This window comes from Pseudomonas sp. HB05 (assembly GCF_016756915.1).
GTDB lineage: Bacteria > Pseudomonadota > Gammaproteobacteria > Pseudomonadales > Pseudomonadaceae > Aquipseudomonas > Aquipseudomonas alvandae.
In genome coordinates, this window is record NZ_JAESPG010000001.1 from 480,302 (window position 1) to 504,921 (window position 24,620).

Annotated in this window: 23 protein-coding genes; 8 read left to right on the forward strand and 15 right to left on the reverse strand. The window is 61.1% G+C overall.

What is annotated here, in order from left to right:
• Window position 1: 1 nt before the first annotated feature.
• On the forward strand, window positions 2-493 hold the full coding sequence (locus JMN22_RS02230) for a DUF523 domain-containing protein (RefSeq protein WP_198796900.1): 492 nt from the start codon (window positions 2-4) through the stop codon (window positions 491-493).
• A 166-nt stretch (window positions 494-659) separates the two neighbouring features.
• On the opposite strand, the gene JMN22_RS02235 is transcribed toward JMN22_RS02230, so the two are convergent.
• Window positions 660-2,033, reverse strand: a complete 1,374-nt coding sequence (locus JMN22_RS02235) for a DUF3482 domain-containing protein (protein ID WP_198796899.1) — start codon at window positions 2,031-2,033, stop codon at window positions 660-662.
• Window positions 2,026-3,393, reverse strand: coding sequence for a DUF2868 domain-containing protein (locus JMN22_RS02240; protein ID WP_030138382.1), 1,368 nt, complete (start codon window positions 3,391-3,393; stop codon window positions 2,026-2,028). Before JMN22_RS02240 ends, JMN22_RS02235 begins: the two co-directional genes overlap by 8 nt.
• 76 nt (window positions 3,394-3,469) lie before the next feature.
• On the opposite strand from JMN22_RS02240, the gene JMN22_RS02245 reads away from it, so the two are divergent.
• Window positions 3,470-3,982 (forward strand): dihydrofolate reductase, encoded by a 513-nt coding sequence (locus tag JMN22_RS02245; protein WP_198796898.1) that lies wholly within the window; start codon window positions 3,470-3,472, stop codon window positions 3,980-3,982.
• Window positions 3,983-4,102: 120 nt separating this feature from the next.
• Here JMN22_RS02245 and JMN22_RS02250 read toward each other — a convergent pair whose 3' ends face one another.
• Entirely contained in the window at window positions 4,103-5,494 is a 1,392-nt protein-coding gene (locus JMN22_RS02250; RefSeq protein WP_198796897.1) for an L-cystine transporter, read from the reverse strand.
• Window positions 5,495-5,735: 241 nt separating this feature from the next.
• Here JMN22_RS02250 and JMN22_RS02255 point away from each other — a divergent pair, with 241 nt between their 5' ends.
• Window positions 5,736-6,791: a phosphorylcholine phosphatase gene (locus JMN22_RS02255; RefSeq protein WP_030138379.1), complete on the forward strand. Its 1,056-nt coding sequence runs from the start codon at window positions 5,736-5,738 to the stop codon at window positions 6,789-6,791.
• A gap of 243 nt (window positions 6,792-7,034) precedes the next feature.
• Here JMN22_RS02255 and ilvD read toward each other — a convergent pair whose 3' ends face one another.
• From ilvD to JMN22_RS02285, 6 genes are all read right to left on the reverse strand, one after another.
• Window positions 7,035-8,876, reverse strand: coding sequence for a dihydroxy-acid dehydratase (ilvD, locus tag JMN22_RS02260; protein WP_198796896.1), 1,842 nt, complete (start codon window positions 8,874-8,876; stop codon window positions 7,035-7,037).
• Between the two features lie 257 nt (window positions 8,877-9,133).
• Window positions 9,134-10,339: an MFS transporter gene (locus JMN22_RS02265; protein ID WP_198796895.1), complete on the reverse strand. Its 1,206-nt coding sequence runs from the start codon at window positions 10,337-10,339 to the stop codon at window positions 9,134-9,136.
• A complete protein-coding gene (locus JMN22_RS02270; RefSeq protein WP_198796894.1) occupies window positions 10,332-11,285 on the reverse strand; it encodes a diiron oxygenase in 954 nt (317 codons plus the stop codon). Before JMN22_RS02270 ends, JMN22_RS02265 begins: the two co-directional genes overlap by 8 nt.
• Complete coding sequence (locus tag JMN22_RS02275) at window positions 11,282-12,364, reverse strand: SagB/ThcOx family dehydrogenase (protein WP_198796893.1); 1,083 nt, start codon at window positions 12,362-12,364, stop codon at window positions 11,282-11,284. Before JMN22_RS02275 ends, JMN22_RS02270 begins: the two co-directional genes overlap by 4 nt.
• Before the next feature lie 406 nt (window positions 12,365-12,770).
• Window positions 12,771-13,967, reverse strand: coding sequence for a class I SAM-dependent rRNA methyltransferase (locus JMN22_RS02280; RefSeq protein WP_030138377.1), 1,197 nt, complete (start codon window positions 13,965-13,967; stop codon window positions 12,771-12,773).
• A gap of 104 nt (window positions 13,968-14,071) precedes the next feature.
• Window positions 14,072-14,611, reverse strand: a complete 540-nt coding sequence (locus JMN22_RS02285; RefSeq protein WP_198796892.1) for a type 1 glutamine amidotransferase domain-containing protein — start codon at window positions 14,609-14,611, stop codon at window positions 14,072-14,074.
• A 178-nt stretch (window positions 14,612-14,789) separates the two neighbouring features.
• Here JMN22_RS02285 and JMN22_RS02290 point away from each other — a divergent pair, with 178 nt between their 5' ends.
• The 3 genes from JMN22_RS02290 to JMN22_RS02300 are packed head-to-tail and all read left to right on the forward strand — an operon-like array spanning window position 14,790 to window position 16,877.
• Window positions 14,790-15,659: an HDOD domain-containing protein gene (locus JMN22_RS02290; RefSeq protein ID WP_198796891.1), complete on the forward strand. Its 870-nt coding sequence runs from the start codon at window positions 14,790-14,792 to the stop codon at window positions 15,657-15,659.
• A gap of 30 nt (window positions 15,660-15,689) precedes the next feature.
• Window positions 15,690-16,502 carry a bifunctional DNA-formamidopyrimidine glycosylase/DNA-(apurinic or apyrimidinic site) lyase gene (gene mutM / locus JMN22_RS02295; protein WP_030138374.1) on the forward strand — a complete coding sequence of 271 codons (813 nt, stop codon included), beginning with the start codon at window positions 15,690-15,692 and terminating at the stop codon, window positions 16,500-16,502.
• A gap of 54 nt (window positions 16,503-16,556) precedes the next feature.
• Window positions 16,557-16,877, forward strand: a complete 321-nt coding sequence (locus JMN22_RS02300; RefSeq protein WP_198796890.1) for a multidrug transporter — start codon at window positions 16,557-16,559, stop codon at window positions 16,875-16,877.
• Between the two features lie 139 nt (window positions 16,878-17,016).
• On the opposite strand, the gene JMN22_RS02305 is transcribed toward JMN22_RS02300, so the two are convergent.
• The 5 genes from JMN22_RS02305 to JMN22_RS02325 all read right to left on the reverse strand — a co-directional run bounded on the left by JMN22_RS02305 (window position 17,017) and on the right by JMN22_RS02325 (window position 21,740).
• A complete protein-coding gene (locus tag JMN22_RS02305) occupies window positions 17,017-17,268 on the reverse strand; it encodes a YfhL family 4Fe-4S dicluster ferredoxin (protein WP_003206534.1) in 252 nt (83 codons plus the stop codon).
• A 133-nt stretch (window positions 17,269-17,401) separates the two neighbouring features.
• On the reverse strand, window positions 17,402-17,881 hold the full coding sequence (coaD, locus tag JMN22_RS02310; RefSeq protein ID WP_007897855.1) for a pantetheine-phosphate adenylyltransferase: 480 nt from the start codon (window positions 17,879-17,881) through the stop codon (window positions 17,402-17,404).
• Between the two features lie 115 nt (window positions 17,882-17,996).
• Entirely contained in the window at window positions 17,997-19,592 is a 1,596-nt protein-coding gene (locus JMN22_RS02315; RefSeq protein ID WP_198796889.1) for a GMC family oxidoreductase, read from the reverse strand.
• A 145-nt stretch (window positions 19,593-19,737) separates the two neighbouring features.
• The gene (locus tag JMN22_RS02320; RefSeq protein WP_198796888.1) at window positions 19,738-20,283 is read right to left on the reverse strand and encodes a twin-arginine translocation pathway signal protein; all 546 of its coding nucleotides are present in this window, start codon (window positions 20,281-20,283) and stop codon (window positions 19,738-19,740) included.
• A gap of 26 nt (window positions 20,284-20,309) precedes the next feature.
• Window positions 20,310-21,740, reverse strand: a complete 1,431-nt coding sequence (locus JMN22_RS02325) for a coniferyl aldehyde dehydrogenase (RefSeq protein ID WP_198796887.1) — start codon at window positions 21,738-21,740, stop codon at window positions 20,310-20,312.
• Between the two features lie 151 nt (window positions 21,741-21,891).
• On the opposite strand from JMN22_RS02325, the gene JMN22_RS02330 reads away from it, so the two are divergent.
• Both JMN22_RS02330 and JMN22_RS02335 read left to right on the forward strand, forming a co-directional pair.
• Entirely contained in the window at window positions 21,892-22,563 is a 672-nt protein-coding gene (locus JMN22_RS02330; protein WP_198796886.1) for a TetR/AcrR family transcriptional regulator, read from the forward strand.
• A 37-nt stretch (window positions 22,564-22,600) separates the two neighbouring features.
• A complete protein-coding gene (locus JMN22_RS02335; RefSeq protein ID WP_198796885.1) occupies window positions 22,601-23,455 on the forward strand; it encodes a sulfurtransferase in 855 nt (284 codons plus the stop codon).
• A 146-nt stretch (window positions 23,456-23,601) separates the two neighbouring features.
• Here the strand turns inward: JMN22_RS02335 and JMN22_RS02340 are convergent, their stop codons facing one another.
• Window positions 23,602-24,600 (reverse strand): hydrolase, encoded by a 999-nt coding sequence (locus JMN22_RS02340; protein ID WP_030137928.1) that lies wholly within the window; start codon window positions 24,598-24,600, stop codon window positions 23,602-23,604.
• Window positions 24,601-24,620 lie beyond the last annotated feature (20 nt).

The window sequence follows — 24,620 nt, forward strand, 5'->3', positions numbered from 1 at the left end:
CATGGAAAAAATCCTCGTCAGCCGCTGCTTGCTCGGTCACCGCGTACGCTACGACGGTGGCGCCAGTGGCCCGTTCGATCAGCTCCAGCAATGGCTCGACGAGGGTCGGGTCGTGCCGCTGTGCCCGGAAGTCGCCGGCGGCTTGCCCACGCCTCGGGCGGCTGCGGAGATTCCCGGTGGGCAGGGTGCGCAGGTGCTCGATGGCGACGCGGCGGTGATTACCACCGACGGCGAGGACGTGACCGTGCAGTTTCTGTCCGGTGCGCATCAGGCATTGGACCTGGTGCGTGAACACGGCATCCGGATCGCTGTGCTCAAGGCCAACAGCCCGTCTTGCGGCAACCTGCTGACCTATGACGGCACGTTCAGTGGTGTGAAAGTCAGTGGCGAAGGCGTGACGGCGGCGTTGCTCAAGCGGCATGGCGTACGGGTGTTCAATGAACTTGAATTGGCGGAAGCGGCTTCGACGCTAAAAGCGTTGGCCGCAGAATAATTGCGGCGAATCGCTTTTTTGTGGCGAGGGGATTTATCCCCGCTGGGGTGCGAAGCGCCCCCAAAAAATATCGGCCGCAGCAGCGCATCCAATGGAAAGCCGGGGCCGCTACGCGACCCAGCGGGGATAAATCCCCTCGCCACAGAGGAAGGCTTAGGCTGGTGGGCTAGAGCTGCTCGGCCAATTGCTCGATCTGCTCTTGTCGCTCGGCCTGGCTCAATCGCGGGTTGGCATTGAGCGACGACCACTGCGGATACGCCCGCGCCTTGCCCAACGCCTCGGGCAGCTTGCCCTCGCGCCAGGTCTTGTCCTGGGGGGTGGCGATGCGGATGCTGTCCATCGCCGCATGGCCGCGCTGGTTGATCGCTTGCAGCAATTGCCGTTGGCGCAAGGCCAGCAGGCGCAGCACGCCGTCGTCCACGGTCAGTTCACGCTGGCCCTTGAGCTTGCCCATCAACCGGTTGCCATAACTGCGGGCTGTTTGCAGCGCACCGCCAGCAATCGCCCCGGCCAGGGCGGCCGCGCCAAGGGTCAGCCCGCCCACCAGCAAATCCACGCCTGCACCAGCCGCTGCACCCGCCGCGATCCCGCCGCCGACGCGTACACCGAGTTGCTTGAGGGTATCGGGATTGAACAAGTCGTCGCCCCAGCGGCCATCCAGCAGCGGCAAGTCGCCAGTCGCGGCGTCCTCGGGGCGGAAGGCGTAGAGCTTGAGCAGGGCTTCGACGCAGCGCTGCTCACGCTGGCGAACGGCGTCGCGCAATTGGCTGATGGCTTGGTGCTCCAGATCGGCATCGCTGGCAACGCTGCGTCGGCAGGCGGCGCAGTCGATCAGCAGTTCAGCGATCAGGCGCTTTGCACTCTGCTGGCGCGCCTGGCGCTGGGCCTGTTGATCGGTGATCAGCCGCTCCAGTTGTTCGCGCGCGCTTTCCAGCAACAGCGCCAGGCTTTCATACAGGCGTCGTTCGCCATCTTCCGGTGGGGCGACGCTGTCGAAGCGCACCAACGCATGCAGCCCCAATCGCGCCAGGGCTTCGCGCCACTCAGGCTCGCGATGCTGGGCGCTGCTGACGAAGTTGAGCACTGGCAGCAACGGTTTGCCGCAACTGGCGAGGACTTCCAATTCATCACGGTACTTGGTCAGCACGGGCTCGCGGGCATCGATGACATACAGCCCGGCATCGCTGGCGAGCAATTGCCGCAGCACCTTGGCTTCCTGTTCGAAGCGTTGCCGAGCCTCGCTGCCGTCGAGGAAGCGTGCAAGCCGCGCCGGGCCGTCCAGGCGCTCACCGGGACGTTCGAGACGTTCGAGGTAATCGAGCAGGGCGATGGCGTCTTCCAGCCCCGGTGTGTCGTACAGTTCCAACAGCGCCTGGCCATCCACCGACAGGCGAGCGCCTTCAACATGACGGGTGGTGCTCGGGCGGTGGGAGACTTCGCCGAAGCCGACGTCGCGGGTCAAGGTGCGCAGCAAGGAGGTCTTGCCGACATTGGTGTGGCCGACCACCGCGAGCTTCAGAGGTTTGAAGGATTCAGTCATGGCCGGTCTCCAGCCAGTTCATCGGGGCGCAGTCGGCAAACGGCAGTTGCAGCTGTTGCAGCGCGTTATGCCAGTCTCCCAGGCGCTCGCCGTCCAGCGCTTCGCCGGGCGGCGCCTGCAGCAGCCAGACACGGGTGGCGCTGGCGCTGCGGGCCAGCTCGGCAATCAACGCGAGGCTGCCGCGGTCCGGCGAGCGCCGTGGATCACAGGCAATCGCCAGGCGCGCGGGTGGAAAGCGCGACAGTTGTTCCAGGAGTTTGTGGCGAGACTCGCGGCTGTCGAGGATGCCGGCGTTTTTAACGGAATCGGGCAGCTTCGGCGGCCAGGGCCGTTCGTCCAGCTCGATCGCCACCAGCAACGCGCCGTCACTTTCCATTGCGCCGATGGTGCTGTCGATTCGGTGCAGTTGCGCGGGCGCGGCATCGTTGACCCCCAGGCGTTCGCTGCTGGGCATCAACCGCTCGCGCAACTGCGCGTAGCCAGGCAGGTTCAAGTCCAGGCGAAGGCTGGCGCGGCCACGACGCCAACGCCACAGGCACAGCAGCGCCAGGCATAGGCGCGGCAGCACGCCGTAGACCAACAGGACGCCGACCAACCAGCCGGCCCAGGCCTGGCGGGCGCTCTCGATATTCAACGCGGCGTCGCCGCTGGCGCGGATCATCTCGACGGTCGGCACGCTGAAGCCCAGCAGGGCCGGCAGCGCGCCAAGGGCCTGGGTCATGGCGACAAAGGTCTCGCCACCGAGAATCGTGGTTTCCCAGACGAAGCCATAGCGCCGGGTCGCCATCAGCAGCAAGACGATGACCAACGCGCTGAGCATCGCCAACAGCCATAAACCGTTGGCCAGCATACCGAGGGCCCAGCGATTGAGCCGGTGCCGTTGCAGCAACAGCAACAGGGCTGGCGCCAGTTGGGCGGCCTTGGCATCGCGGGCGAGTTTTTCGCTGAGCCACAGCCAAAGGCGTCCCAGCGTGGCGCCTTGTTCCCCGGCGAATATCAAGCCCAGGGCCCAGCCGATGAGCAGGAGCACGTTCAGCCCCAACAGACTGCCCAAGGCCCAGAAGACATTGACCGGCGCACGCCCATCGCCGAGCGCGGCAAACCCCAGGCCGGCGCCGCTGATGATGGCGAGCACCGCCAATACCACCAGTGCCAGGCGCGCCCCTTGCAGCCAATGGCGCAGGGCTTGGGTAAGGCCATCGCGGTCGGCCAGCCAGCGGGCGCGGTGGCGGATGCGGGTGGTTAAATCGCCTCCTGCCGCACGGGCCAGGCGATTGGCTTCCTGGTCCTCGAGCGGGCCGGCGTGTTCTTCACGCAGGCGTATCGTCTCGGTCAGCCAGAGGTTCTGCAGTTCTGTCACGGGTGCTTCCGTTGCTCGAATGAGCAAAGAGCATAACCGCTGTGGCGCCGGTCAGGGCCTCTGGTATCCTCGCGTCATGAAAAAAACACTTCCCTTAAGCCTGATCGCAGCCCTCGGTGAAAACCGTGTGATCGGCATCGATAACAGCATGCCCTGGCACCTGCCGGGGGATTTCAAATACTTCAAGGCCACCACCCTGGGCAAGCCGATCATCATGGGGCGCAAGACCTGGGACTCCCTGGGTCGGCCGTTACCGGGTCGCTTGAACATCGTGGTCAGCCGCCAGCCGGACCTGGTCTTGGAAGGCGCGGAGGTTTATTCCACGCTTGAGGCCGCCGTTGAGCGGGCCGAAGCCTGGGCGTTGGAACAGGGGGTGGACGAGCTGATGCTGATCGGCGGGGCCCAGCTCTATGCGCAGGCGCTGGACCAGGCTGATCGGCTGTACCTGACCCGCGTGGCGCTGAGCCCGGAAGGGGACGCGTGGTTCCCGGCGTTTGATTCGAGCCTATGGACGCTGGTGTCGAACCAGCCGAATCCGGCTGAAGGGGACAAGCCGGCCTACAGTTTCGAAGTCTGGGAAAAGCGCTAAAAGCATCGCGAGCAAGCTCGCTCCCACATTGGATTTTTGGCGAACATGAAATTTGTGTTCAGTGCTGATCCCTGTGGGAGCGAGCTTGCTCGCGAAGGCAATCTATCTGGCGCCGCCGAGTCAAGCGTGCACCAGCTCCCCATGCTCCTCGGCATCCAGCAGCGCCTTGTCAGTCTGCTGCATCACCTGGCTGGTGATCGCCCCCGCGGTGATCGAGCCGCTGACGTTCAACGCGGTGCGGCCCATGTCGATCAGCGGCTCCACAGAGATCAGCAGCGCCACCAGCGAGACCGGCAACCCCATCGCCGGAAGCACGATCAGCGCGGCAAATGTCGCGCCGCCACCGACACCGGCCACCCCGGCCGAGCTCAAGGTCACGATGGCGACCAGCGTGGCGATCCACACGGGGTCCAGCGGGTTGATGCCCACGGTCGGCGCGACCATCACCGCCAGCATCGCCGGATATAGCCCGGCGCAACCGTTCTGGCCGATGGTGGCGCCGAACGAGGCGCTGAAGCTGGCGATCGCACGGGGAATGCCGAGGCGGCTGGTCTGGGCTTCGATGCTCAACGGGATGGTTGCAGCGCTCGAGCGGCTGGTGAAGGCGAACGTCAGCACCGGCCAGATCTTGCGGAAGAAGCGCAACGGATTGATCCCGGCCGCCGATACAAGCAGGCCATGGACCACGAACATCAAGCCCAGCCCCAGGTACGACACCACCACGAAACTGCCGAGCTTGATGATGTCCTGCAGGTTGGAGCCGGCGACTACCTTGGTCATCAATGCCAATACGCCGTACGGCGTCAGTTTCATCACCAGGCGCACCAGACGCGTCACCCAGCCTTGCAAGGTGTCGATGGCATTGATCACTTTCTGGCCTTTCTCGGCGTCATCCTTGAGCAACTGCAACGCCGCGACACCCAGGAATGCGGCGAAGATCACCACGCTGATGATCGACGTCGGCTTCGCCCGTGCCAGGTCGGCAAACGGGTTCTGCGGAATGAACGAAAGCAACAGTTGCGGGATATTCAGGTCGGCGACCTTGCCAGCATAATCGTTCTGGATCACTTGCAGGCGCGCCAGCTCCTGGGTACCGGCCACCAGGCCCTCGGCGGTCAGGCCGAACAGGTTGGTCAGGCCGATGCCGATCAGTGCCGCGATGGCGGTGGTGAACAGCAGCGTGCCGATGGTCAGGAAGCTGATCTTGCCCAGGGACGAGGCGTTATGCAGGCGCGCCACGGCGCTGAGGATCGAGGCGAAGACCAGCGGGATCACGATCATCTGCAACAACTGCACATAGCCATTGCCGACCAGGTCGAACCAGCCGATCGAGGCTTTGAGCACCGGGTTGCCTGCGCCGTAAATCGTATGCAGGGCGATGCCGAACACCACGCCCAGCACCAGCGCCAGCAATACCTTTTTCGCCAGGCTCCAAGTGCCGTGGCGGGTTTGCGCCAGGCCGAACAGCAGCCCGATGAACACCAACAGATTGAGTATCAGCGGCACATTCATGAAATAGCTCCGATAAGACTTTGCCAGCCGCCAAGCGCCGCGACTGTGAGCCGGAAAGCCTAACAGTCTGAAATCTAAAGAATTAATACTAAAAAAGAATGTTTACTGTCGCTTTTGGAATAAGCCGCTGGCGCCCAGGGACATGTCGCTGCCGTTATCGAGACGCAAGCGGTCGCCCACAGGCGAGATCTGTCACAGGCATTTGTTAGCGTCGAACTCTTATCAAATGGGAGTAATGCCGATGAAGCTCGTACCTCACTTGCTCGCTGTCGCTTTAGGCCTGAGCCTCGCCGGCCAAGCGCTCGCCACCGATCTCAAGCACTGGCCGGCGGAACAGGCCAAGGCCTTGGAGGCCATGATTGCGGCCAATGCCAACAAGGGTAACTACGCGGTGTTCGACATGGACAACACCAGTTACCGCTATGACCTCGAAGAGTCGTTGTTGCCATTCATGGAGAACAAGGGGCTCATTACTCGGGAAAAACTCGATCCGTCCTTGAAGTTGATGCCGTTCAAGGACACGGCGGATCACAAGGAAAGCCTGTTCAGCTATTACTATCGCCTGTGCGAAGTGGACGACATGGTCTGCTACCCGTGGGTGGCCCAGGTATTCTCCGGGTTCACGCTCGAGGAATTGAAGGGGTATGTCGACGAATTGATGGCTTCCGGCAAGCCGGTGCCGACCACCTATTACGATGGCGACAAGGTAGTCCAATACAACGTCAACCCACCGAAAGTCTTCACCGGCCAGGCCGAGCTGTACAACAAGCTGATGGAAAACGGCATCGAGGTCTATGTCATGACCGCCGCTTCCGAAGAACTGGTGCGCATGGTCGCCTCGGACCCGAAGTACGGCTACAACCTCAAGCCACAGAACGTGATCGGCGTGACCACGCTGCTCAAGGACCGCAAGACCGGTGAACTGACCACGGCACGCAAGCAGATCACTGCCGGCAAGTATGACGAAAAGGCCAACCTGGGCTTGGAATACACGCCCTATCTATGGACCCCGGCAACCTGGATGGCTGGCAAGCATGCCGCGATCCTGACCTACATCGACGAATGGAAAAAACCGGTTCTGGTGGCTGGCGATACGCCGAGCAGCGACGGCTACATGCTGTTCCACGATGTGGACGTGGCCAAGGGCGGCATTCACCTGTGGGTCAACCGCAAGGACAAATACATGACCCAGATCAACGGCATGATGGCCAAGCACGCGGCTGCCCAAGCCAAGGAAGGACTGCCGGTGACGGCGGACAAGAACTGGGTGATCGTCAAGCCGGAAGATATCCAATAAACCCTGTCCCCACAGTAATACCAAGGAACCCTGTGGCGAGGGAGCTTGCTCCCGCTGGGCTGCGCAGCAGCCCCAAGGTCGTCAGCTCATACATTGAGGTGAGGGGCGAATTTTGGGGCCGCTTCGCGACCCAGCGGGAGCAAGCTCCCTCGCCACGAAGATCACTTGGCTCAACGGGCCGAGCTGAAGCCCAAAAAAATGCCCCGCACTTGGCGGGGCATTTTTGTTTGCGGCTCGGGGCGCTTACAACCCGTCCAGCATCGCCTTGTTGCGCACCGCGCCCTTGTCGGCGCTGGTGGCGAGCAGGGCGTAGGCCTTCAGGGCCGTGGTGACTTTGCGCGGACGCACTTCCACCGGTTTCCAGCCTTTCTTGTCCTGTTCGATGCGGCGCTCGGCCAGTTCCTCGTCGCTGATCAACAGGTTGATCGAGCGGTTTGGAATGTCGATCAGGACCTTGTCGCCATCGCGTACCAAGCCAATGGCGCCGCCAGCCGCTGCTTCCGGCGAGGCGTGGCCGATGGACAAGCCTGAAGTGCCGCCGGAGAAACGACCGTCGGTCAGCAGGGCGCAGGCTTTGCCCAGTCCCTTGGACTTCAGGTAGGAGGTTGGGTAGAGCATTTCCTGCATGCCCGGACCGCCCTTCGGACCTTCATAGCGGATGATCACGATATCGCCGGCCTTCACTTCATCGGCCAAGATGCCGCGTACGGCGCTGTCCTGGCTTTCGAAGATCTTGGCGTTGCCTTCGAATACGTGGATCGACTCGTCGACGCCGGCGGTTTTCACCACGCAGCCATCCAGGGCGATGTTGCCGTACAGCACGGCCAGGCCGCCTTCCTTGGAGTACGCGTGCTCGACACTGCGGATACAGCCGTTTTCACGGTCGTCGTCCAGGGTTTCCCAGCGGGTCGACTGGCTGAACGCGGTTTGCGTCGGGATACCCGCCGGGCCGGCCTTGAAGAAGTGATGCACGGCCTCGTCGGTGGTCTGGGTGATGTCCCACTGGGCGATGGCCTCGGCCATGCTCTTGCTGTGCACGGTCGGCAGGTCGGTGTGCAGCAGGCCGCCACGGGCCAGGGAGCCGAGGATGCTGAAGATCCCGCCGGCACGGTGCACGTCTTCCATGTGGTACTTCTGGATGTTCGGCGCGACCTTGCACAGTTGTGGTACGTGACGGGACAGGCGGTCGATGTCACGCAGGTCGAAATCGATCTCGGCTTCCTGGGCAGCGGCCAGCAAGTGCAGGATCGTGTTGGTGGAACCGCCCATGGCGATGTCCAGGGTCATGGCGTTTTCGAACGCCTTGAAGTTGGCGATGTTGCGTGGCAATACCGATTCATCGTTTTCGCCGTAGTAGCGCTTGCACAGCTCGACGATGGTCCGGCCAGCCTGCAGGAACAATTGTTCGCGATCGCTGTGGGTGGCGAGGGTCGAACCGTTGCCCGGCAGGGCCAGGCCCAGGGCTTCGGTCAGGCAGTTCATCGAGTTGGCGGTGAACATGCCGGAGCACGAGCCGCAGGTCGGGCAGGCGCTGCGCTCGTACTCGGCGACCTTCTCGTCAGAGGCGCTGGAGTCGGCGGCGATCACCATGGCATCGACCAGGTCCAGGCCGTGGCTGGCGAGCTTGGTCTTGCCGGCTTCCATCGGGCCGCCGGAGACGAAGATCACCGGGATGTTCAGGCGCAGGGCGGCCATGAGCATGCCGGGGGTGATCTTGTCGCAGTTGGAAATGCACACGATGGCGTCGGCGCAGTGGGCGTTGACCATGTATTCGACGGAGTCGGCGATGATCTCCCGGCTCGGCAGCGAATAGAGCATGCCGTCGTGGCCCATGGCGATGCCGTCGTCCACGGCGATGGTATTGAATTCCTTGGCAACGCCGCCGACGCGCTCGATTTCACGGGCAACCAGTTGGCCCAGGTCCTTGAGGTGGACGTGGCCCGGTACGAACTGGGTGAAGGAGTTGGCAATGGCGATGATCGGCTTCTTGAAGTCGTCATCCTTCATCCCCGTGGCGCGCCACAAGGCACGGGCGCCGGCCATGTTGCGGCCATGGGTGGATGTTTTCGAGCGGTAATCAGGCATGGAGCACTCCGGGCGGCTAATCAAATATCAAAGGGGAAGTGAGCTTCTGTCGACCTCTGGAACACTCGGGATTGGCCGTGTGCCTGGAAGTGGCCGATGACTTTGCAGGATCGCTGCGCGCCTCGGCATGAGCTCATAAACCCGCCGGGGATGAATGGCGATGAATGCCACGATTCTACACCGCTGGCGTCAGGATGAAATGACGCAAAGCGCTGATCGGGCGCCAATGTCGTGCGCGGGATGACGACTGGCGGGGTTCAGCCGGGCAACAAGCCCTTGCCACGCTGCCGGACCAGGGCATTGAGTACCAGCCCCAGCAGGCTGAGCAGGATCAGGCAGAGGGCCAGGGCCAGCTGTAAGTCCAGCGGGGTGAGGCTGATCACGGCACTGGTTATCCCGCCGACAATAAAGATCAGTACGCTACCGGCCGAGGCGGACGTGCCAGCCTGCGCCGGAAATATCGTCATGGCTTGGTTGTTGGCTGCCGCCCTGGCAATGGTCGTTCCGGCGGTGCAAACGATCATGGGCGCTAACAGAGTAGTGATCGACAAGCCTAGGTAATTGGCGAGCCCCAGCATCAGGAGGCCTGCGGCAAGGATCAGGCCCAGCCCCGTGACGATTTGCGCCTGTGGATCGACTCGATTGCTCAGCACGGACGCCACCGCGCCCCCACCGATATAGGCCAGCCCATAGCCCAGCAGTACCAGCGAAAAAGCCTCGGGTGATAAGTGCAACTGGTCGATCAGCACCAGGGGGGAAATGACGATGAACGAAAAATGGCAGGAAAAAGCCAGCGCCGAGGTTAACCAATAAGCGATGAAACTGAAGTCACCGAAGACCTTTCGATAGGATGCGATGATATTGAAACGCCTGGATTGACTGCCGAACGGGGAGCGTTCAAGCAAATGACAGGCGCTTGCGAATACGCCAATTGCCAGGGCAATGAACACCAGGAAGCTGCCGCGCCAGCCCATCCAGCTTTGCAGCCCGGTGCCAGCCAGGGGCGAAACGGAAATAAAAATCCCGCCGCAGGTGACCAGCAAGACTCGCAATCGCTGCTGTTCCTGTCCGGTGAACAGGTCTTGGATCAGCGCTTGGGACAGCACGAAACAACCGCACCCCAAGGCCTGGACGACACGGAAGAAGAGAAAGGACCAGTAACTGTCGGCGAGTACGCAACCTGTTGCTCCACCCGCTGAAATGGTGATCCCGATCAACAGCAGGTTTTTTCGTCCCATAACGTCGGAAAGCGGACCGATCAGCAGTTGCGAAAGGGCGATGCCCACCGCGAACAGGCTGACAGACAGGGCGATATCGGATGATGGGCTCTGAAAGTGTTCGGACAGTGCAGGGAACGAGGGCAGCACCACATCTATCGGAAACACGCCAAGCAAGGTCAGCGTCAGTAGCAAACCGACGGCAGCAGGTTTGCGGGTCTGCATAAGGATCTTGGTGTCAGCCATCGATAAACCCCGCTTGAGAAAAAAGCTGTCGGTTGTGTTCGTTGTCGAAGAAGCGCGCCTTCTTCATGGCTGCGAACGTCGATACCGTGCCGGAGCGAAGCCGTTGTATATGGGCGTCTGGTTGCAAGAGATCTGCGATGATCAGTCGGGATGACTGCTCGTCGAAGCCTACGCTGGCAAGGCTACTCATTAGCCAGGACGCGTCTGGTTCGAAATAAAGCCCTATGATCTCCAGTAACATCCTTGCGGCCTGATCGCGCTGTGGTGGGGCCAGGACGGCCCACAGAAACTGGAACACTTCGCTAAAGTAGCGACTGTGGCGTGCTTCGTCCTCAAGATGATTCCTGAGCATTCGGTACACCGTGGAAACCAAGCTTTCGCGGGTGATGGCCAGCAGCTCTTTGGCGATTATTGTTTCAGAGACGAATCCCATCAGGAACCATGCCAGGGGACGATGCTTCGAATGGATTTTATCGATCATGCCCAGCAGCCGTTCAATGCGTCTCGGCGTTTGACGATCACCGATGCCATACATGGCGGCGACCTGCTCGGCTACTTCATTGGAGAACAGCGCGTGATAGCCTTCATCGGTATAGAGCTGCAGCGCGGCAGTTTTCATCATGTTCGGAATCGTCACGTCAAGTTCGCCATGAACGATGGTCTCCACGGAACGGTTGACGACCCGGTGTTCCAGCAACGTGGTGTAGTCTAAGAAATACACTAGGTGATTAGCCTCAAGACGCTGGACGATGGAACGTCCAGCTGCCTTGATCAGCGGGTGTTCGATATAGGGGACGAAGGCCGGCGGGAACCAGTCCCTGACCCACAACTGTTGCTCCAGATCCTCGGGAAGGCGGTAGTCGTCCTTGCGCACGCGCACCGCTGCCTTGTTGTCCCAGTCGCCTAGGGTGTAGCAAGGCGTTTGCGTAAAGGTTGAGCCAGTCATGGGGTAATGTCCTGAGTATTGGCCAATGCCCTCAGTGCTTCGCAATGCACTTGCCCGTCGCCCCGGCCACAACCGACAAAAAACAATGGTTGCTCGGGACTTTCTTTAAGGCCCAGCAGTTGTTCCACCTTGCAATCAGTTAGCGCTCCGGTCAGCCACGTATCGAGTCCAAGACCGGTCGCGACCATCAGAAATACCTGAGACACGTGTCCCACTTCGATGAAAGCCATCCGATAGGTGCGGGAGTGTTCGTATTTCCACCAGAGTTTGTCGAATCGGGAGGTGAGGAATAGCCCGAATGGCAGCGCATTGATGAAATGTTGTCCGCTTAACAACAGGCCCAAAGGTTCAGCCGGTAGCGGGCCGATCAGGCTCAAGACATGTTTATCCGGGTAATAAGCGTAGACACCGGCTTTCAACCCCTCGACGTTGCGCACGTAAAGGTAGCCATCGCAGGCATTCAAACCTCCACCAGAGGGACTGCTGCGTCGCGCGCCCAAGGCTTCCGGCTGGTCAGCTCCGGGAACGAAAGGTCGTTCGTTCAGGTAACCTAGCGTCAGATAAAGCAGGGTGCTGACCTGCTTTAGCGAAATGGACTCTTCGCTGAATGAGCGAGACGTGCGGCGGTCGACAAGCGTCTGCGCCAGAGAAACGTCCTGAAGGTCCTCCCACGAGCAGGGCGAAAGGAAAATAAGCTTGCTCAAGTCCGGTTTTATCTTGGCCGGAGGTGCTGGCGACTCGAGGACTTCGTTGCAATGTTCCAGATAAAGCTTTGCCCATTCGGTCACGTTTTGAGGAACAGTTTCGCAAGGAATATTTTTTGTGCCGATATGGAATATCTTAGACAATGAATCCCATTTCCAATCTAAAGGTTTTTTGGGCTCTGCTATAAGTATCCCAGCTTCTAATAGATCGATATCAATGGGATTGTGCTTGTCGAATAAAGTTGGGTCGCTAGTGAGTTGAGCTAGACGTGTAGAATAGTCGAGTTCGAGTTCATGCTGGGTGTGGTTTTCATAGTTCCAGACAATCTGGCATGGCGGGTGCGCAAGTATAAAGAGGCTCGGATTTATATGCATCGATTTTGACCCCGCAGTGGCTCATAAGTTGAATGGGGCTGAGTTGCCGGCACTCCTCGGCCCCACTTATTACTTACTTAGCGGCTTTTGGAATAATCAGGCTCGCCAGGTTTGCAATTTTATTAGCTTCTAGATGGATTGTTTTCATTGTTAAACTCCTTTGCTTTGTTGATGTGTTTTTTTGTATGGATTGTCACTTGCGTCGTGACAGGTTGATCATAGTTATTAGTGAGACATTGGCAAATAAATTTTGAGTAGGAAAGTTCTAATAATGTCGTGGGGAGCTTCTTACAGAAACTTCAATGCAGTACTTTCCAGACGCGCAAAAAAATCGCAGCCAAGGCCGCGATCAGCATGGAATTCGAATGTGCGGGGCACAGCGCTACGGCACTGGCCCCGCCCGGCCTCAGCTATTAGGCAACAACCGGCAAGTGATGCTCTTGATGTAGCGGGTTTCGGCGATGGCCGGGTGCACCGGATGGTCTGGTCCCTGGCCGCCGCGTTCGAGCAGTTGGATGTTGCGGTCCAGATGCCGGGCGCTGGTCAGCAGGATGTTCTGCAGATCGTCTTCGGGCAGGTGCATCGAGCACGAGGCGCTGACCAGGATGCCGTCCTTGGTGAGCAGGCGCATGGCTTGCTCGTTCAGGCGGCGGTAGGCGCCTTCGCCGTTCTTCATGTCTTTCTTGCGTTTGATGAACGCCGGCGGGTCGGCCACGATCACATCGAAGCGTTCTTCGCTGGCCTTCAGTTCCTTGAGGGCTTCGAACACGTCGCCTTCGATGCAGGTCATTTTTTCGGCGACACCATTCAGTGCGGCGTTGCGCTCGACACCGTCGAGGGCAAAGGCCGAAGCATCGACGCAGAACACTTCACTGGCGCCGAACGCCGCGGCTTGCACGCCCCAGCCGCCGATGTAGCTGTACAGGTCCAGTACACGTTTGCCTTTGACGTACGGCGCCAGGCGTGCGCGGTTCATGCGGTGGTCGTAGAACCAGCCGGTTTTCTGGCCTTGGATGACTGGCGCTTCGAATTTCACGCCGTTCTCTTCGAGGGCGACCCATTCCGGCACCAGGCCGAACACGGTCTCGACGTAGCGTTCCAGGCCTTCGGCGTCACGAGCAGCGGAGTCGTTCTTGAACAGGATGCCGCTGGGCTTGAGCACTTGGGTCAGCGCGGCGATCACGTCGTCTTTATGGGCTTCCATGGTGGCGGAGGCGATCTGCACCACCAGGATATCGCCGAAACGGTCGACCACCAGGCCCGGCAGAAGATCGGAGTCACCGTAGACCAGGCGATAGAAAGGCTTGTCGAACAGCCGCTCGCGCAACGACAACGCCACATTGAGGCGATGCACCAGCAGGGACTTGTCCAGTGGCAGCTTCGCATCGCGGGACAGCAGGCGCGCGCAGATCAGGTTGTTGGGGCTCATCGCGACGATGCCCAGCGGCTTGCCACCCGCGGCCTCGAGGATTGCCTGGTCGCCGGCCTTGAAGCCGTGCAACGGGGTGGCGGCTACATCGATTTCGTTACTGTAGACCCACAAGTGGCCGGCGCGCAGGCGACGGTCGGCGTTGGCTTTGAGGCGCAGGCTAGGCAGGGACATGACGTCGCTCCGGAAAAAAGAGCGGGAGTATACCGTGTTGCAACCATCGCGGGGCTTGTGGTGGACATGCGGCGAGGGAGCTTTGCTCGCCTCGCCACCATGGGTCACGCGGACAATGCGCTGATCAGCTCGCGATTGAACGCCGGAATGTCGTCGGGTTGACGGCTGCTGATCCAGGTTCCGTCCTTGACCACTTCCTGGTCGACCCAATTCGCTCCGGCGTTGACCAGGTCGTCCTTGAGGGTTTTGTAGCTGGTCATGGTCTTGCCCTTGACCAATCCGCTCGACACCAGCAACCAGCCGCCGTGGCAGATTACCGCGATGGGTTTGCCCGCCGCGTCGAAGCCCTTGACCAGGTTCTGGGCGTCGGTGTCGATGCGGATGGTGTCGGAGTTCTGTACGCCGCCGGGCAGCACCACGGCATCGTATTGGTCGATATTGGCGGCCTTGAAGGTCAGGTCGACCTTGAAGTCGTCGGCCGGTTTGTCATGGTTCCAGCCTTTGACCTGGCCTTCGCTGGCCGAGACAATCTCCACCTTGGCCCCGGCCTGCTCCAGCGCATGCTTGGGGCCGGTCAGTTCGGCCTGTTCGAAACCGTTTGTCACCAGGATGGCCACGCGTTTGTCATTCAGGGAGCCAGGCATGAAAAATCTCCTCAAGCTGAGTAGGTAGGCTGCCGACCTAAGCCTGTATGCAGGCTTGGCTGTCGGCTCTACAAAATCCGAAGCCGAGGCTTTAATGAAAGTTCCGCCGAGCTACCCGGCGGTGTATCGGATTGCGCTTTAAGCGTTAGAATCCCCGCCTGGCCCAGAGTGCGTACCCATGTCCAAAGAGCTTTCCGCCGAACAGATCCAACAATCCCTGCAAGGCATCAGTGTCCCGCCCCAGCCGCAAATCATGGTGGATTTGCAGATGGAGCAGTACATGCCCGACCCGGACCTTGAGACCATCGCCAAGCTGATTTCCCAGGACCCAGGGCTCTCGGGCGCGTTGCTCAAGATCGTCAATTCGCCGTATTACGGCTTGAGCAACAAAATCACTTCGATCCAGCGCGCGGTGAACCTGCTGGGCAGCCGTTCGATCATCAACCTGATCAATGCGCAGTCCATCAAGGGCGAATTGCACGATGACACGATCGTCACCTTGAATCGTTTCTGGGATACCGCCCAGGATGTGGCGATGACCTGCCTGACCCTCGCCAAGCGCGTCGGCCTGCAGAACGGTGACGAAGCCTATGCCCTGGGCTTGTTCCATGATTGCGGCATACCGCTGATGCTCAAGCAATTCCCCACTTACATGAGCGTGTTGGAGGAGGCCTACGCCAATGCCAGCGCCGAGTGCCGGGTGGTCGACACCGAGAACCGCGTGTTCAACACCAACCATGCGGTGGTCGGTTATTACACATCCAAATCCTGGCGCCTGCCGGATCACGTCAGCCAGGCCATCGCCAATCACCACAACGCCCTGGCGATCTTCAGTGACGAAACGTCGCGCAATAACAGCCCGCTGAAGAACCTGCTGGCGATCCTCAAGATGTCGGAGAACATTTGCGCCTCCCATCGTGTGCTGGGCAATCAGGCCGACGATCACGAGTGGGACAGCGTCGGGCCGCTGGTGCTCGATTACATCGGGTTGTCGGAATATGACTTCCAGACCCAGAAACAGGAAATTCGCGACCTGGCCACTCGTTGAGTGCCGACGTTCGCCTGATTCGAGAACCCCATGCCAGAACTGCCGGAAGTCGAAACCACCCGTCGAGGCATCGCGCCCCATCTTGAAGGCCAACGGGTCAGTCGTGTGGTGGTCCGTGACCGCCGCCTGCGCTGGCCGATCCCGGAGGATCTCGACGTGCGGCTCTCGGGCCAGCGCATCGTGCAGGTGGAGCGCCGTGCCAAGTACCTGTTGATCAACGCCGAGGTCGGCACGTTGATCAGCCACCTGGGTATGTCCGGCAACTTGCGCCTGGTTGAAATCGGCATGCCAGCCGCCAAGCATGAGCATGTCGACATCGAGCTGGAGTCCGGCCTGGCCTTGCGCTACACCGATCCTCGCCGTTTCGGCGCGATGCTCTGGAGCCTGGATCCGCTCAATCATGAGCTGTTGATTCGCCTCGGCCCCGAGCCCTTGACCGACCTGTTCGATGGCGAACGGCTTTTCCAGCTGTCGCGCGGGCGTTCGATGGCGGTCAAGCCGTTCATCATGGACAACGCGGTGGTGGTGGGCGTGGGCAATATCTACGCGACCGAAGCGCTGTTTGCCGCCGGGATCGACCCGCGGCGTGAAGCGGGAGGCATCTCGCGGGCGCGCTATTTGAAACTGGCGATCGAGATCAAGCGCATCCTTGCCCATGCCATCGAGCGCGGCGGCACCACGCTACGGGACTTCATCGGCGGGGATGGCCAGCCGGGCTATTTCCAGCAGGAACTGTTCGTCTACGGTCGGGGCGGGGAGTTGTGCAAAGCCTGTGGCACGGGGCTGCGGGAAATCCGCCTGGGCCAGCGCGCCAGCGTCTGGTGTCCACGCTGCCAGAGATGATTTGTCCTACGGTCTATAGTCAGTTATCAGACTGCTTAGCCGAAGGATGGCCTCATGAATCTGCTTCGACCTATCGTTCTGGCGCTCTCGTTGGGTGCCAGTTTGCCTGCCTTTGCGAACACCGAGAGCGGTGACCCGCGCTACACCATCCAGAATCCGCCGGCCTACGCCATGATCGGCGATTTGCTGATTGCACGGCCGTTGCTGCTGGCTGCCACCGTGATTGGCGCCGGGGCGTTTGTCGTGTCGTTGCCCTTTACCGCGCTGGGCGGTGGGGTTGGCGATGCGGGGAAGGCGCTGGTGGTGGATCCGGCGAAGGCTACCTTCGTGCGTTGCCTGGGGTGTATCGGGGAGGGGTTTGAGCGGCAGGATTGAGCATTGGGCGCGGCTGACGCCCTCATCGCGAGCAAGCTCGCTCCCACAAGTAGTTTGCGTCAGCCGCCAATAATGTAAGCAGAGCAATCCCTGTGGGGGCGAGCTTGCTCGCGATGAGGCCAGTAGGGCCCCTGAAAATTCAAGCCTTGCCAGTAATCTTGCGATACTTCGCCATCAACTGTTCTTCAGTCTCCGGGTGCGCTTCGTCCAACGGGATGCAATCCACCGGGCAGACTTGCTGGCACTGGGGTTCGTCGTAATGGCCGACGCATTGGGTGCACAGGTTCGGGTCGATGACGTAGATCTCTTCGCCTTGGGAAATGGCTTCGTTCGGGCATTCGGGTTCGCAGACGTCGCAATTGATGCAGTCGTCGGTGATGATCAGGGACATGCAGGCTCCTGCCGGGGCATTGGGCCCGGGCATCTGAAAACGTATGGGCGCAATTGTGCCGCATTGGCGAGCGCAGTGCACGCGGGCGCGATGGACTGCGCCGTGCTGCGAGGCGACTCGCAGCACCGGCAGGTTATTTCTTGAAACGCAGGGTCAGCGCGTCGGCCACGGCCGGATGGACAAACTTGGTGATGTCGCCACCCAACGCTGCGATTTCCCGAACCAGGGTCGAGGAAATGAAGGAATAGCGTTCCGACGGCGTCAGGAACAGGCTTTCGACGTCCGGTGCCAGTTGCCGGTTCATGTTCGCCAGCTGGAATTCGTATTCGAAGTCCGAGACCGCGCGCAGGCCGCGCAGGAACACGTTGGCGTTCTTTTCCTTGGCGAAGTGCGCCAGCAGCGTCGAGAAGCCGACCACCTCCACGTTGGGCAGGTGCTTGGTGACCTCACGGGCCAGTTCCACACGTTGTTCCAGCGGGAACAGCGGGTTTTTCTTCGGGCTGGCGGCGACGGCGATGATCACATGGTCGAACAGGCGCGAGGCGCGTTCGACCAGATCGCCATGGCCCTTGGTAATAGGGTCGAAGGTACCTGGGTACAACACTCGGTTCATCGCGTCGTCCTGGCGGGAGTGCGTTGGGGAGTCGGATGGTATCGCAGCCTTCTCGGTCGGCCAAGTCGGCTGTTGCGTAGAAAAGAACTATAGACGCTGCGAATGGTGCATATTTTCATGAATTTTTCAGGCGTTCGGCCAGATTCGACGCCAGTTTCGCCGTCAGCCCATACACCGACAACTGTGGGTTGGCGCCGATGCTGGTGGGGAACAGCGAGCCGTCGTGGATCGACAGGTTGCCCAATTGGTGGTGGCGGCCAAGGCTGTCGGCCACGGCTGAGCCTGGATCTTCGCCCATGGCACAGCCGCCCATGACATGGGCGCTGCCCAGGCGCGTGCGGTAGAGGGCGAGGTCGAGCCCGTCGATCATCACCCGTGCCTCGGCCAGGGTTTTCACATAATGGGCATCGCTGTGCATCGGCATGACCGCCCTGGCCCCGCCGGCAAACTGAATCTCGGCCATGCTGTGGAACGCTCGGCGCAGACCGTCCCACGCATAGGGCGAAACCTGATAGTCGAGCACCGGCGTGCCGTCGCTGCGTAACTCGACGGTACCGCCGGGGCTGTCGGGGTGAAAGCCATCACGCAACAACGCCAGCATGGCGTGGGTATGGGGCAGGTGCGCCATGTGCCTGGCATTTTCCTCGCCGAAGCCTCCCAGCAGCGTGGCGGCCAATGCGGGATGCAAGGGCGGCACCTCAAGCTTGTAGGACATTTTTCCGGTGATACCGTCCTGCCATTGGAAGTGATCCGAGTAGATCGATTGCGGCGCGCCGTAGAACGGATTGATGACTTCATCGAACTGGCCGGCCGACATGTTCACCAAATGCAGGAACGTACGCTTGCCCAGGCGCTCGTGAGGGTCTGGCGCATCGGAGCGCAGCAACAGGGCGGGACTGTTGATGCCGCCACCGGCAAGCACGTAATGCCGCGCCTTGACGGTGATGCGTCGCCCGGTCGTCGCCACGCAACGCTCGTCCATGGCTTGGCATTCGAGGCCGTCGACGGTGTCGTTCTTGATCGTCAGACGCTCGGCTCGCGCCAGGTAAAGCAGCGCGCCACCCTTGTCCAGCGTGGCAGGTATCGTGGTGACGAGCATCGACTGCTTGGCGTTGGTCGGGCAGCCCATGCCGCAATAACCCAGGTTCCAGCAACCGCGCACGTTGCGCGGGATGACGTGCCAGCTGTAGCCCAGTTGCTCGCAGCCCTTGCGAATCACGTCGTTGTTGGCGTTGGGTGGTATCAGCCAGGGCGCTACACCGAGGCGCTGCTCCATGCGTTCGAACCAAGGCGCCATTTCGGCGGCACTGTGACCTTTGACGTTGTGCTCGGCGGCCCAGTGCTCAAGGGTTTGCGTAGGCGTGCGAAAGCTCGATGTCCAGTTGATCAAGGTCGTGCCGCCCACCGCCCGCCCTTGGAGAATGGTAATGGCGCCGTCCTTGCTCATGCGCCCGAGGCCCTCCTGGTACAGGCTGGTATAGGCCTGGTCCTCGCGCAGCGTGAAGTCATGGCTGGTCTTGAGCGGGCCTTCCTCGATCAGCAGCACCTTGTAGCCGGCGGCGCTGAGAATCTCCGCCGTGGTACCACCGCCGGCGCCGCTGCCGATGATCGCCACATCGGCTTCCAGCGTCAGGTCCTCGGCCAGTTGCGCGCCGTTGTAGGTGGTCCAGCCACGGGCGAGGCCTTCGCGGAACGGGTCGGGTACGGGCATGTTCGGGGCCTCTTGTTGTGAGTAGGTTGCGACAGGCTCTTGTGGGAGCGGGCTTGCTCGCGAAGGCGGTGGATCAGCTTGCACAGGGGAGAATGTATAACTGCATTCGCGGGCAAGCCCGCTCCCACAGGGATTGGATCTTGCTTCAAACCACTGGCGGCCCTGGGTATCCGCAATGGCCCCAGGATTCGGGGCAGCTGTACCAAGCCATCATCACCATTTGCAGCAACGATCCGTGGCCTTGGCGCAACAAACTCAGCGAGCTGTTTTCCCACCGTGCCAGAAACGCTTGGACGTTCTCGGTGCTGGCGTTTTCCCACGCACCCCAGATCCCGGTCAGTGGCCCGCGAGTGATACCCAGCGTGAGCACATCGAAGAGCTGGCGTGTGAGCTTGAGCATGGACGGGGACAGATGCGCCAGGCCGCGATCCAGGCTCTGCAACGTGGCGTTGGTGGCGGCGTCGAGCGTTTGCGCCGTCACGGCGCCGTTCAGCATCACCGCAATGACCGCACGCAAAAATGGCAGGTCACTGTCACGCAATGCTACTAGGCCGCTGGCCGGCTGGCTGGTGGAGCAACCGCTCAACGTGGCTCCCAATCCGACCGTGGCGAGAAACACGCCGGCGCCGAGGCTCAAGTGCAGCAAGCCCCGCCGCGACAGGGTGGGCGTATCGGTCAGGCTCGGGTTCATTATTGTTATTCCCCTGGGAAGCACTGTCAGCGGATGAACAGCTTCTGGATCAATTTCTGCAAAGGCTTGCCATAGGGCGGATAGATCAGTTTCGCGGCGTTGAACCGCTGCTTCACCAGCACGCCCTTGGCCTTGCTGAAGGTCAGGAAACCCTCGTGTCCGTGATAGTGCCCCATCCCTGAGGCACCAATGCCACCGAACGGCATGTCGTCCTGGGCCACGTGCAAGAGCGTGTCGTTCAGGCAGACGCCACCGGAATGGGTTTCATTGAGTACGCGATTCTGCTCGGCCTTGTTGTAGCCGAAATAGTAGAGCGCCAGCGGGCGAGGTCGCTGATTGATGTAGGCAAACGCCTGGTTCAAATCTGTATAAGGCACGATCGGCAGCAGCGGGCCGAAGATCTCGTCCTGCATGACGGTCATGTCATCCGTTACGTTGAGCAGCAGACTATGGGCCATGCGTCGGCCCTGGCCCTGGTCGAACAGCTCGATCAGCAAGGCGCCTTTACTGGTGGCATCACTGATGTAGCCGTTGAGCCGTGCCAGCTGTCGCTCATTGATGATTGCGGTGTAGTCCGGGTTGTCAGCCAGCGTCGGATAAAAACCACGGACCGCCTCACGATACGCCTCGACGAACGCCCCGACGCGGTTCTGCGGCACCAGCACGTAGTCGGGCGCGACGCAGGTCTGTCCGGCATTGAGGGTCTTGCCGAAGGCGATGCGCTCGGCGGCGTCCTTGAGTGGGACATCCTCGGACACGATGGCGGGGGACTTGCCGCCCAGCTCAAGGGTAACGGGGGTGAGGTTTTCAGCAGCGGCACGCATCACATGCTTGCCGATGCTGGTGGCGCCGGTAAACAACAGGTGGTCGAAGGGCAGCCGGGAGAACGCAACGCCGACGTCCGCTTCGCCCAGCACGACGCACACCAGGTCCTGGGGAAAGACCCGGGCCAGCAATTGCTTGAGCAGCAAGCCGGTGGCAGGCGTCGACTCGCTGAGCTTGAGCATCACTCGGTTGCCCGCCGACAGCGCCCCCACCAACGGCCCGATGGCCAGGAACAGTGGATAGTTCCAAGGCACGATGACTCCGACAACGCCCAGCGGCTGGTAGACGACCTTGGCCGACGCCGGCTGGAACGCCACGCCGACCTTGCGTCGGGAGGGTTTCATCCAGCCCTTCAGGTGCCGGCTGGCGTAATGGATGCCATGCAGGCTCGGCATCAGCTCGGCGAGTAGCGTTTCGTCTGGACTGCGGTGGCTGAAGTCCTGGCTGATCGCATTGATCAACGCCTGCCGATCATTGCTCAACAGTTCGCGCAATGCCTTGAGCCATTGCAGGCGCTGTTCAGCCGGTGGCATCGGATGGGCTGTGTAGGCCAGGCGCTGGGCATCGAACAATGCTCGGAGCTCTTCCAGTTGCTGTTGGGACTCGTGCAGGTAAGCAACGTCGGCGGGCATGGTGGGCACCGGATTTATTATTGGAGTCGGTGCTTTCTAGAGCTAATACTCTAGAAAGTCAAATGAGGACCTGTAAAATTGCTTGGGTTTTATCCCGTGACCGATAGGTCGTAAGATGCCTCCCACTGACTTTTGAATTAAAGCCCAAGCCATGGCCCCACGAATAAAAACCAGCGAGCGCATCGTGCAGAACAGCCTGGAGTTGTTCAATCGGCAGGGCGAGCGCAGTGTCAGCACCAATCACATTGCTGCCCACATGGACATGTCCCCGGGCAACCTCTATTACCATTTCCCCAACAAGCAGGCGATCATCGCCGTGCTGTTCAGCGAATACGAAAACCTGGTGGACAGCTTCCTGCGCCCGCCCCAGGGCCGCGCGGCCACGGTGGACGACAAGCGCTTCTATCTGCAGGAACTGCTGTCAGCGATGTGGCGCTACCGTTTCCTGCATCGGGACCTGGAGCATCTGCTCGACAGCGACGCGGAGCTGGCGGCTCGCTATCGACGTTTCTCCCAGCGCTGCCTGATCCATGGCACCGCGATCTACGAAGGCTTCGTCGCTGCCGGCATCCTGAAGATGGACCGGGTGCAGATCGAATCCCTGACCCTCAATGCCTGGATTATCCTCACCTCGTGGGTACGTTTCCTCTGCACGACCCGGGAAAACTCCAGCCATCTGAGCGAGCAGGCGATCAAGCGCGGTGTCTATCAAGTGCTGGTGCTGGAGGCGGGTTTTGTGACCGACGGAGCCCGTGAAGCGGTGGATGATCTGTTCAAAGAGTTTTACGTCCCGCTGGCCCAGACCCTTGAGGAGGGGCAGTAGGTTCGGCCCTCCCTTGTTTCAATCTCAGGAGCTCACCATGCCCATCGCGCAACTTATCAGCCCCCAGGCCCTTGAAGAGAGGCGGTCGCAACCCGGGTTGGTCATCCTTGATTGTCGTTTTGCCCTGGATGATCCGGACTATGGCCAGCGCAGTTACGCCGAGGGCCATATCGCCGGTGCGTCGTTCGCGGACCTGGAGCGGGATTTGAGCGGGCAGGTTCTAAAGGGTGTGACCGGGCGCCACCCTTTGCCCGGTCCTGGCGCCTTGATCGCGCGCCTCCAGAGCTGGGGCATCAACAACGACAGCGACATCGTGCTGTATGACGATGGCCCCGGTGCCTATGCCGCCCGGGCCTGGTGGCTGCTGGCCTGGCTGGGCAAGCGGGACGGCGTGTATCTCCTCGACGGAGGGCTCAAGGCCTGGCACGCGGCCGGCTTGCCCCTGAGCCTGGATCCGCCTGCCACGTCGGCCGGGACCTTCAGTGGTTCGCCGGATGCGGATTTGCTGGTCGATGCCGACACGCTGCAGCAACGCCTTGGCCAGCCGGACATGACCTTGCTGGACGCACGAGCGCTGCCGCGCTTCAAGGGCGAAGTCGAGCCGATCGACCCGGTGGCCGGACACATCCCGGGAGCGCAATGCGCGGCCTTCACCGATAACCTCGGCGCGGATGGCCGGTTCCTGCCGGCCGACCAGCTCAAGCAGCGCTTCGCCGAAAAACTGGGCGATCGCTCGCCGACTGGGCTGGTGGCCTACTGCGGCTCTGGCGTGACGGCGTGCCATAACCTGTTTGCCTTGAGCCTGGCCGGGTATCCCTTGGGGCGGCTGTACGCTGGCTCGTGGAGTGAGTGGATCAATGATCCTCAGCGCGGTGTGGCGAAGGGCGAGTAACAGCTGCTCAGGGGCAATGTGGGAGGGTCAATGTGGGAGCGAGCTTGCTCGCGATGACGGTGCGTCAGTCAAATTCAATGCGGCTGACCACCGCTATCGCGAGCAAGCTCGCTCCCACATGGGCTTTGGGCAGATTCGTGTCTTAGTCACCCGCGACCCAGGCTGGCCAGCCAATCCGGAATGCGCCGTTCCAGGTAATACCCTGGACACCGCAAGGTTCCATCGACAAACCCCACATGCCCACCCCTGGCGTGCAGCTCGAATTGGGTCGAGGTTGATAACTCGCCGGGTTCGGGCAGGCTGTGGGGGAACACGAACGGATCGTCGGCGGCCTGGATGACCAGGGTCGGCGTGCTGATATCCGCCAGGAAGTAACGGCTGGAGGCACGACGGTAATAATCCGCTGCGTCGGAAAACCCATGCAGCGGCGCCGTTACCCGGCCATCGAAATCCCAGAAGGTGCGCATGTTCTCCAGCGGGCCAAGCGCCGCCAGGGTTGCCAGGCCCTCATGACGTCCGTCGTGCAGGAACTGGCGTTGCTTGTTGCGCACATAGGCCACCAGTTGCCGCATGAAGTGCGCCTGGTAGAACTTGGAAAATCCCTGGCCGATGCGATCGGCGCACTGGTCGAGGCGAAACGGCACCGAGACCGCCACCGCGCCTTGCAACTGGCTGTTGCTGCCGGTTTCCCCCAAGTGCTTGAGCAACACATTGCCGCCCAGTGAATAACCCACTGCAAACAATGGCGCCAAGGGTCGCCGGGCTCGTAGATGAGCAAGGGCGGCTGCCAAATCTTCGCTGACGCCAGAGTGATAGCTGCGGGGCAACAGGTTCGGCTCGCCCGAGCAACCGCGCCAGTTCAAGGCTGCACTGGCCCAGCCCTGGCGATCGAGAGCCTGCTGCAAACCGGCCACGTAAGGGGAGTTGGAAGAGCCCGTCAACCCATGAAGCACCAGTACCAATGGCGCTTCGGCGCTGTGGGGGCCGTACCAGTCGAGATCGAGGAAATCGCCATCCTCGAGCCACAAGCGCTCGCGTTGACGAGCGATGTGCGTGGTCTTGCGCCACAAGGGGCCCCACAAGGTTTGCAGGTGTGGATTGCCGAGCCCCGGAGCCGGGGCGAAACGTTCGGATGCGGCGGACATCATTATTATTCTCGATGCAC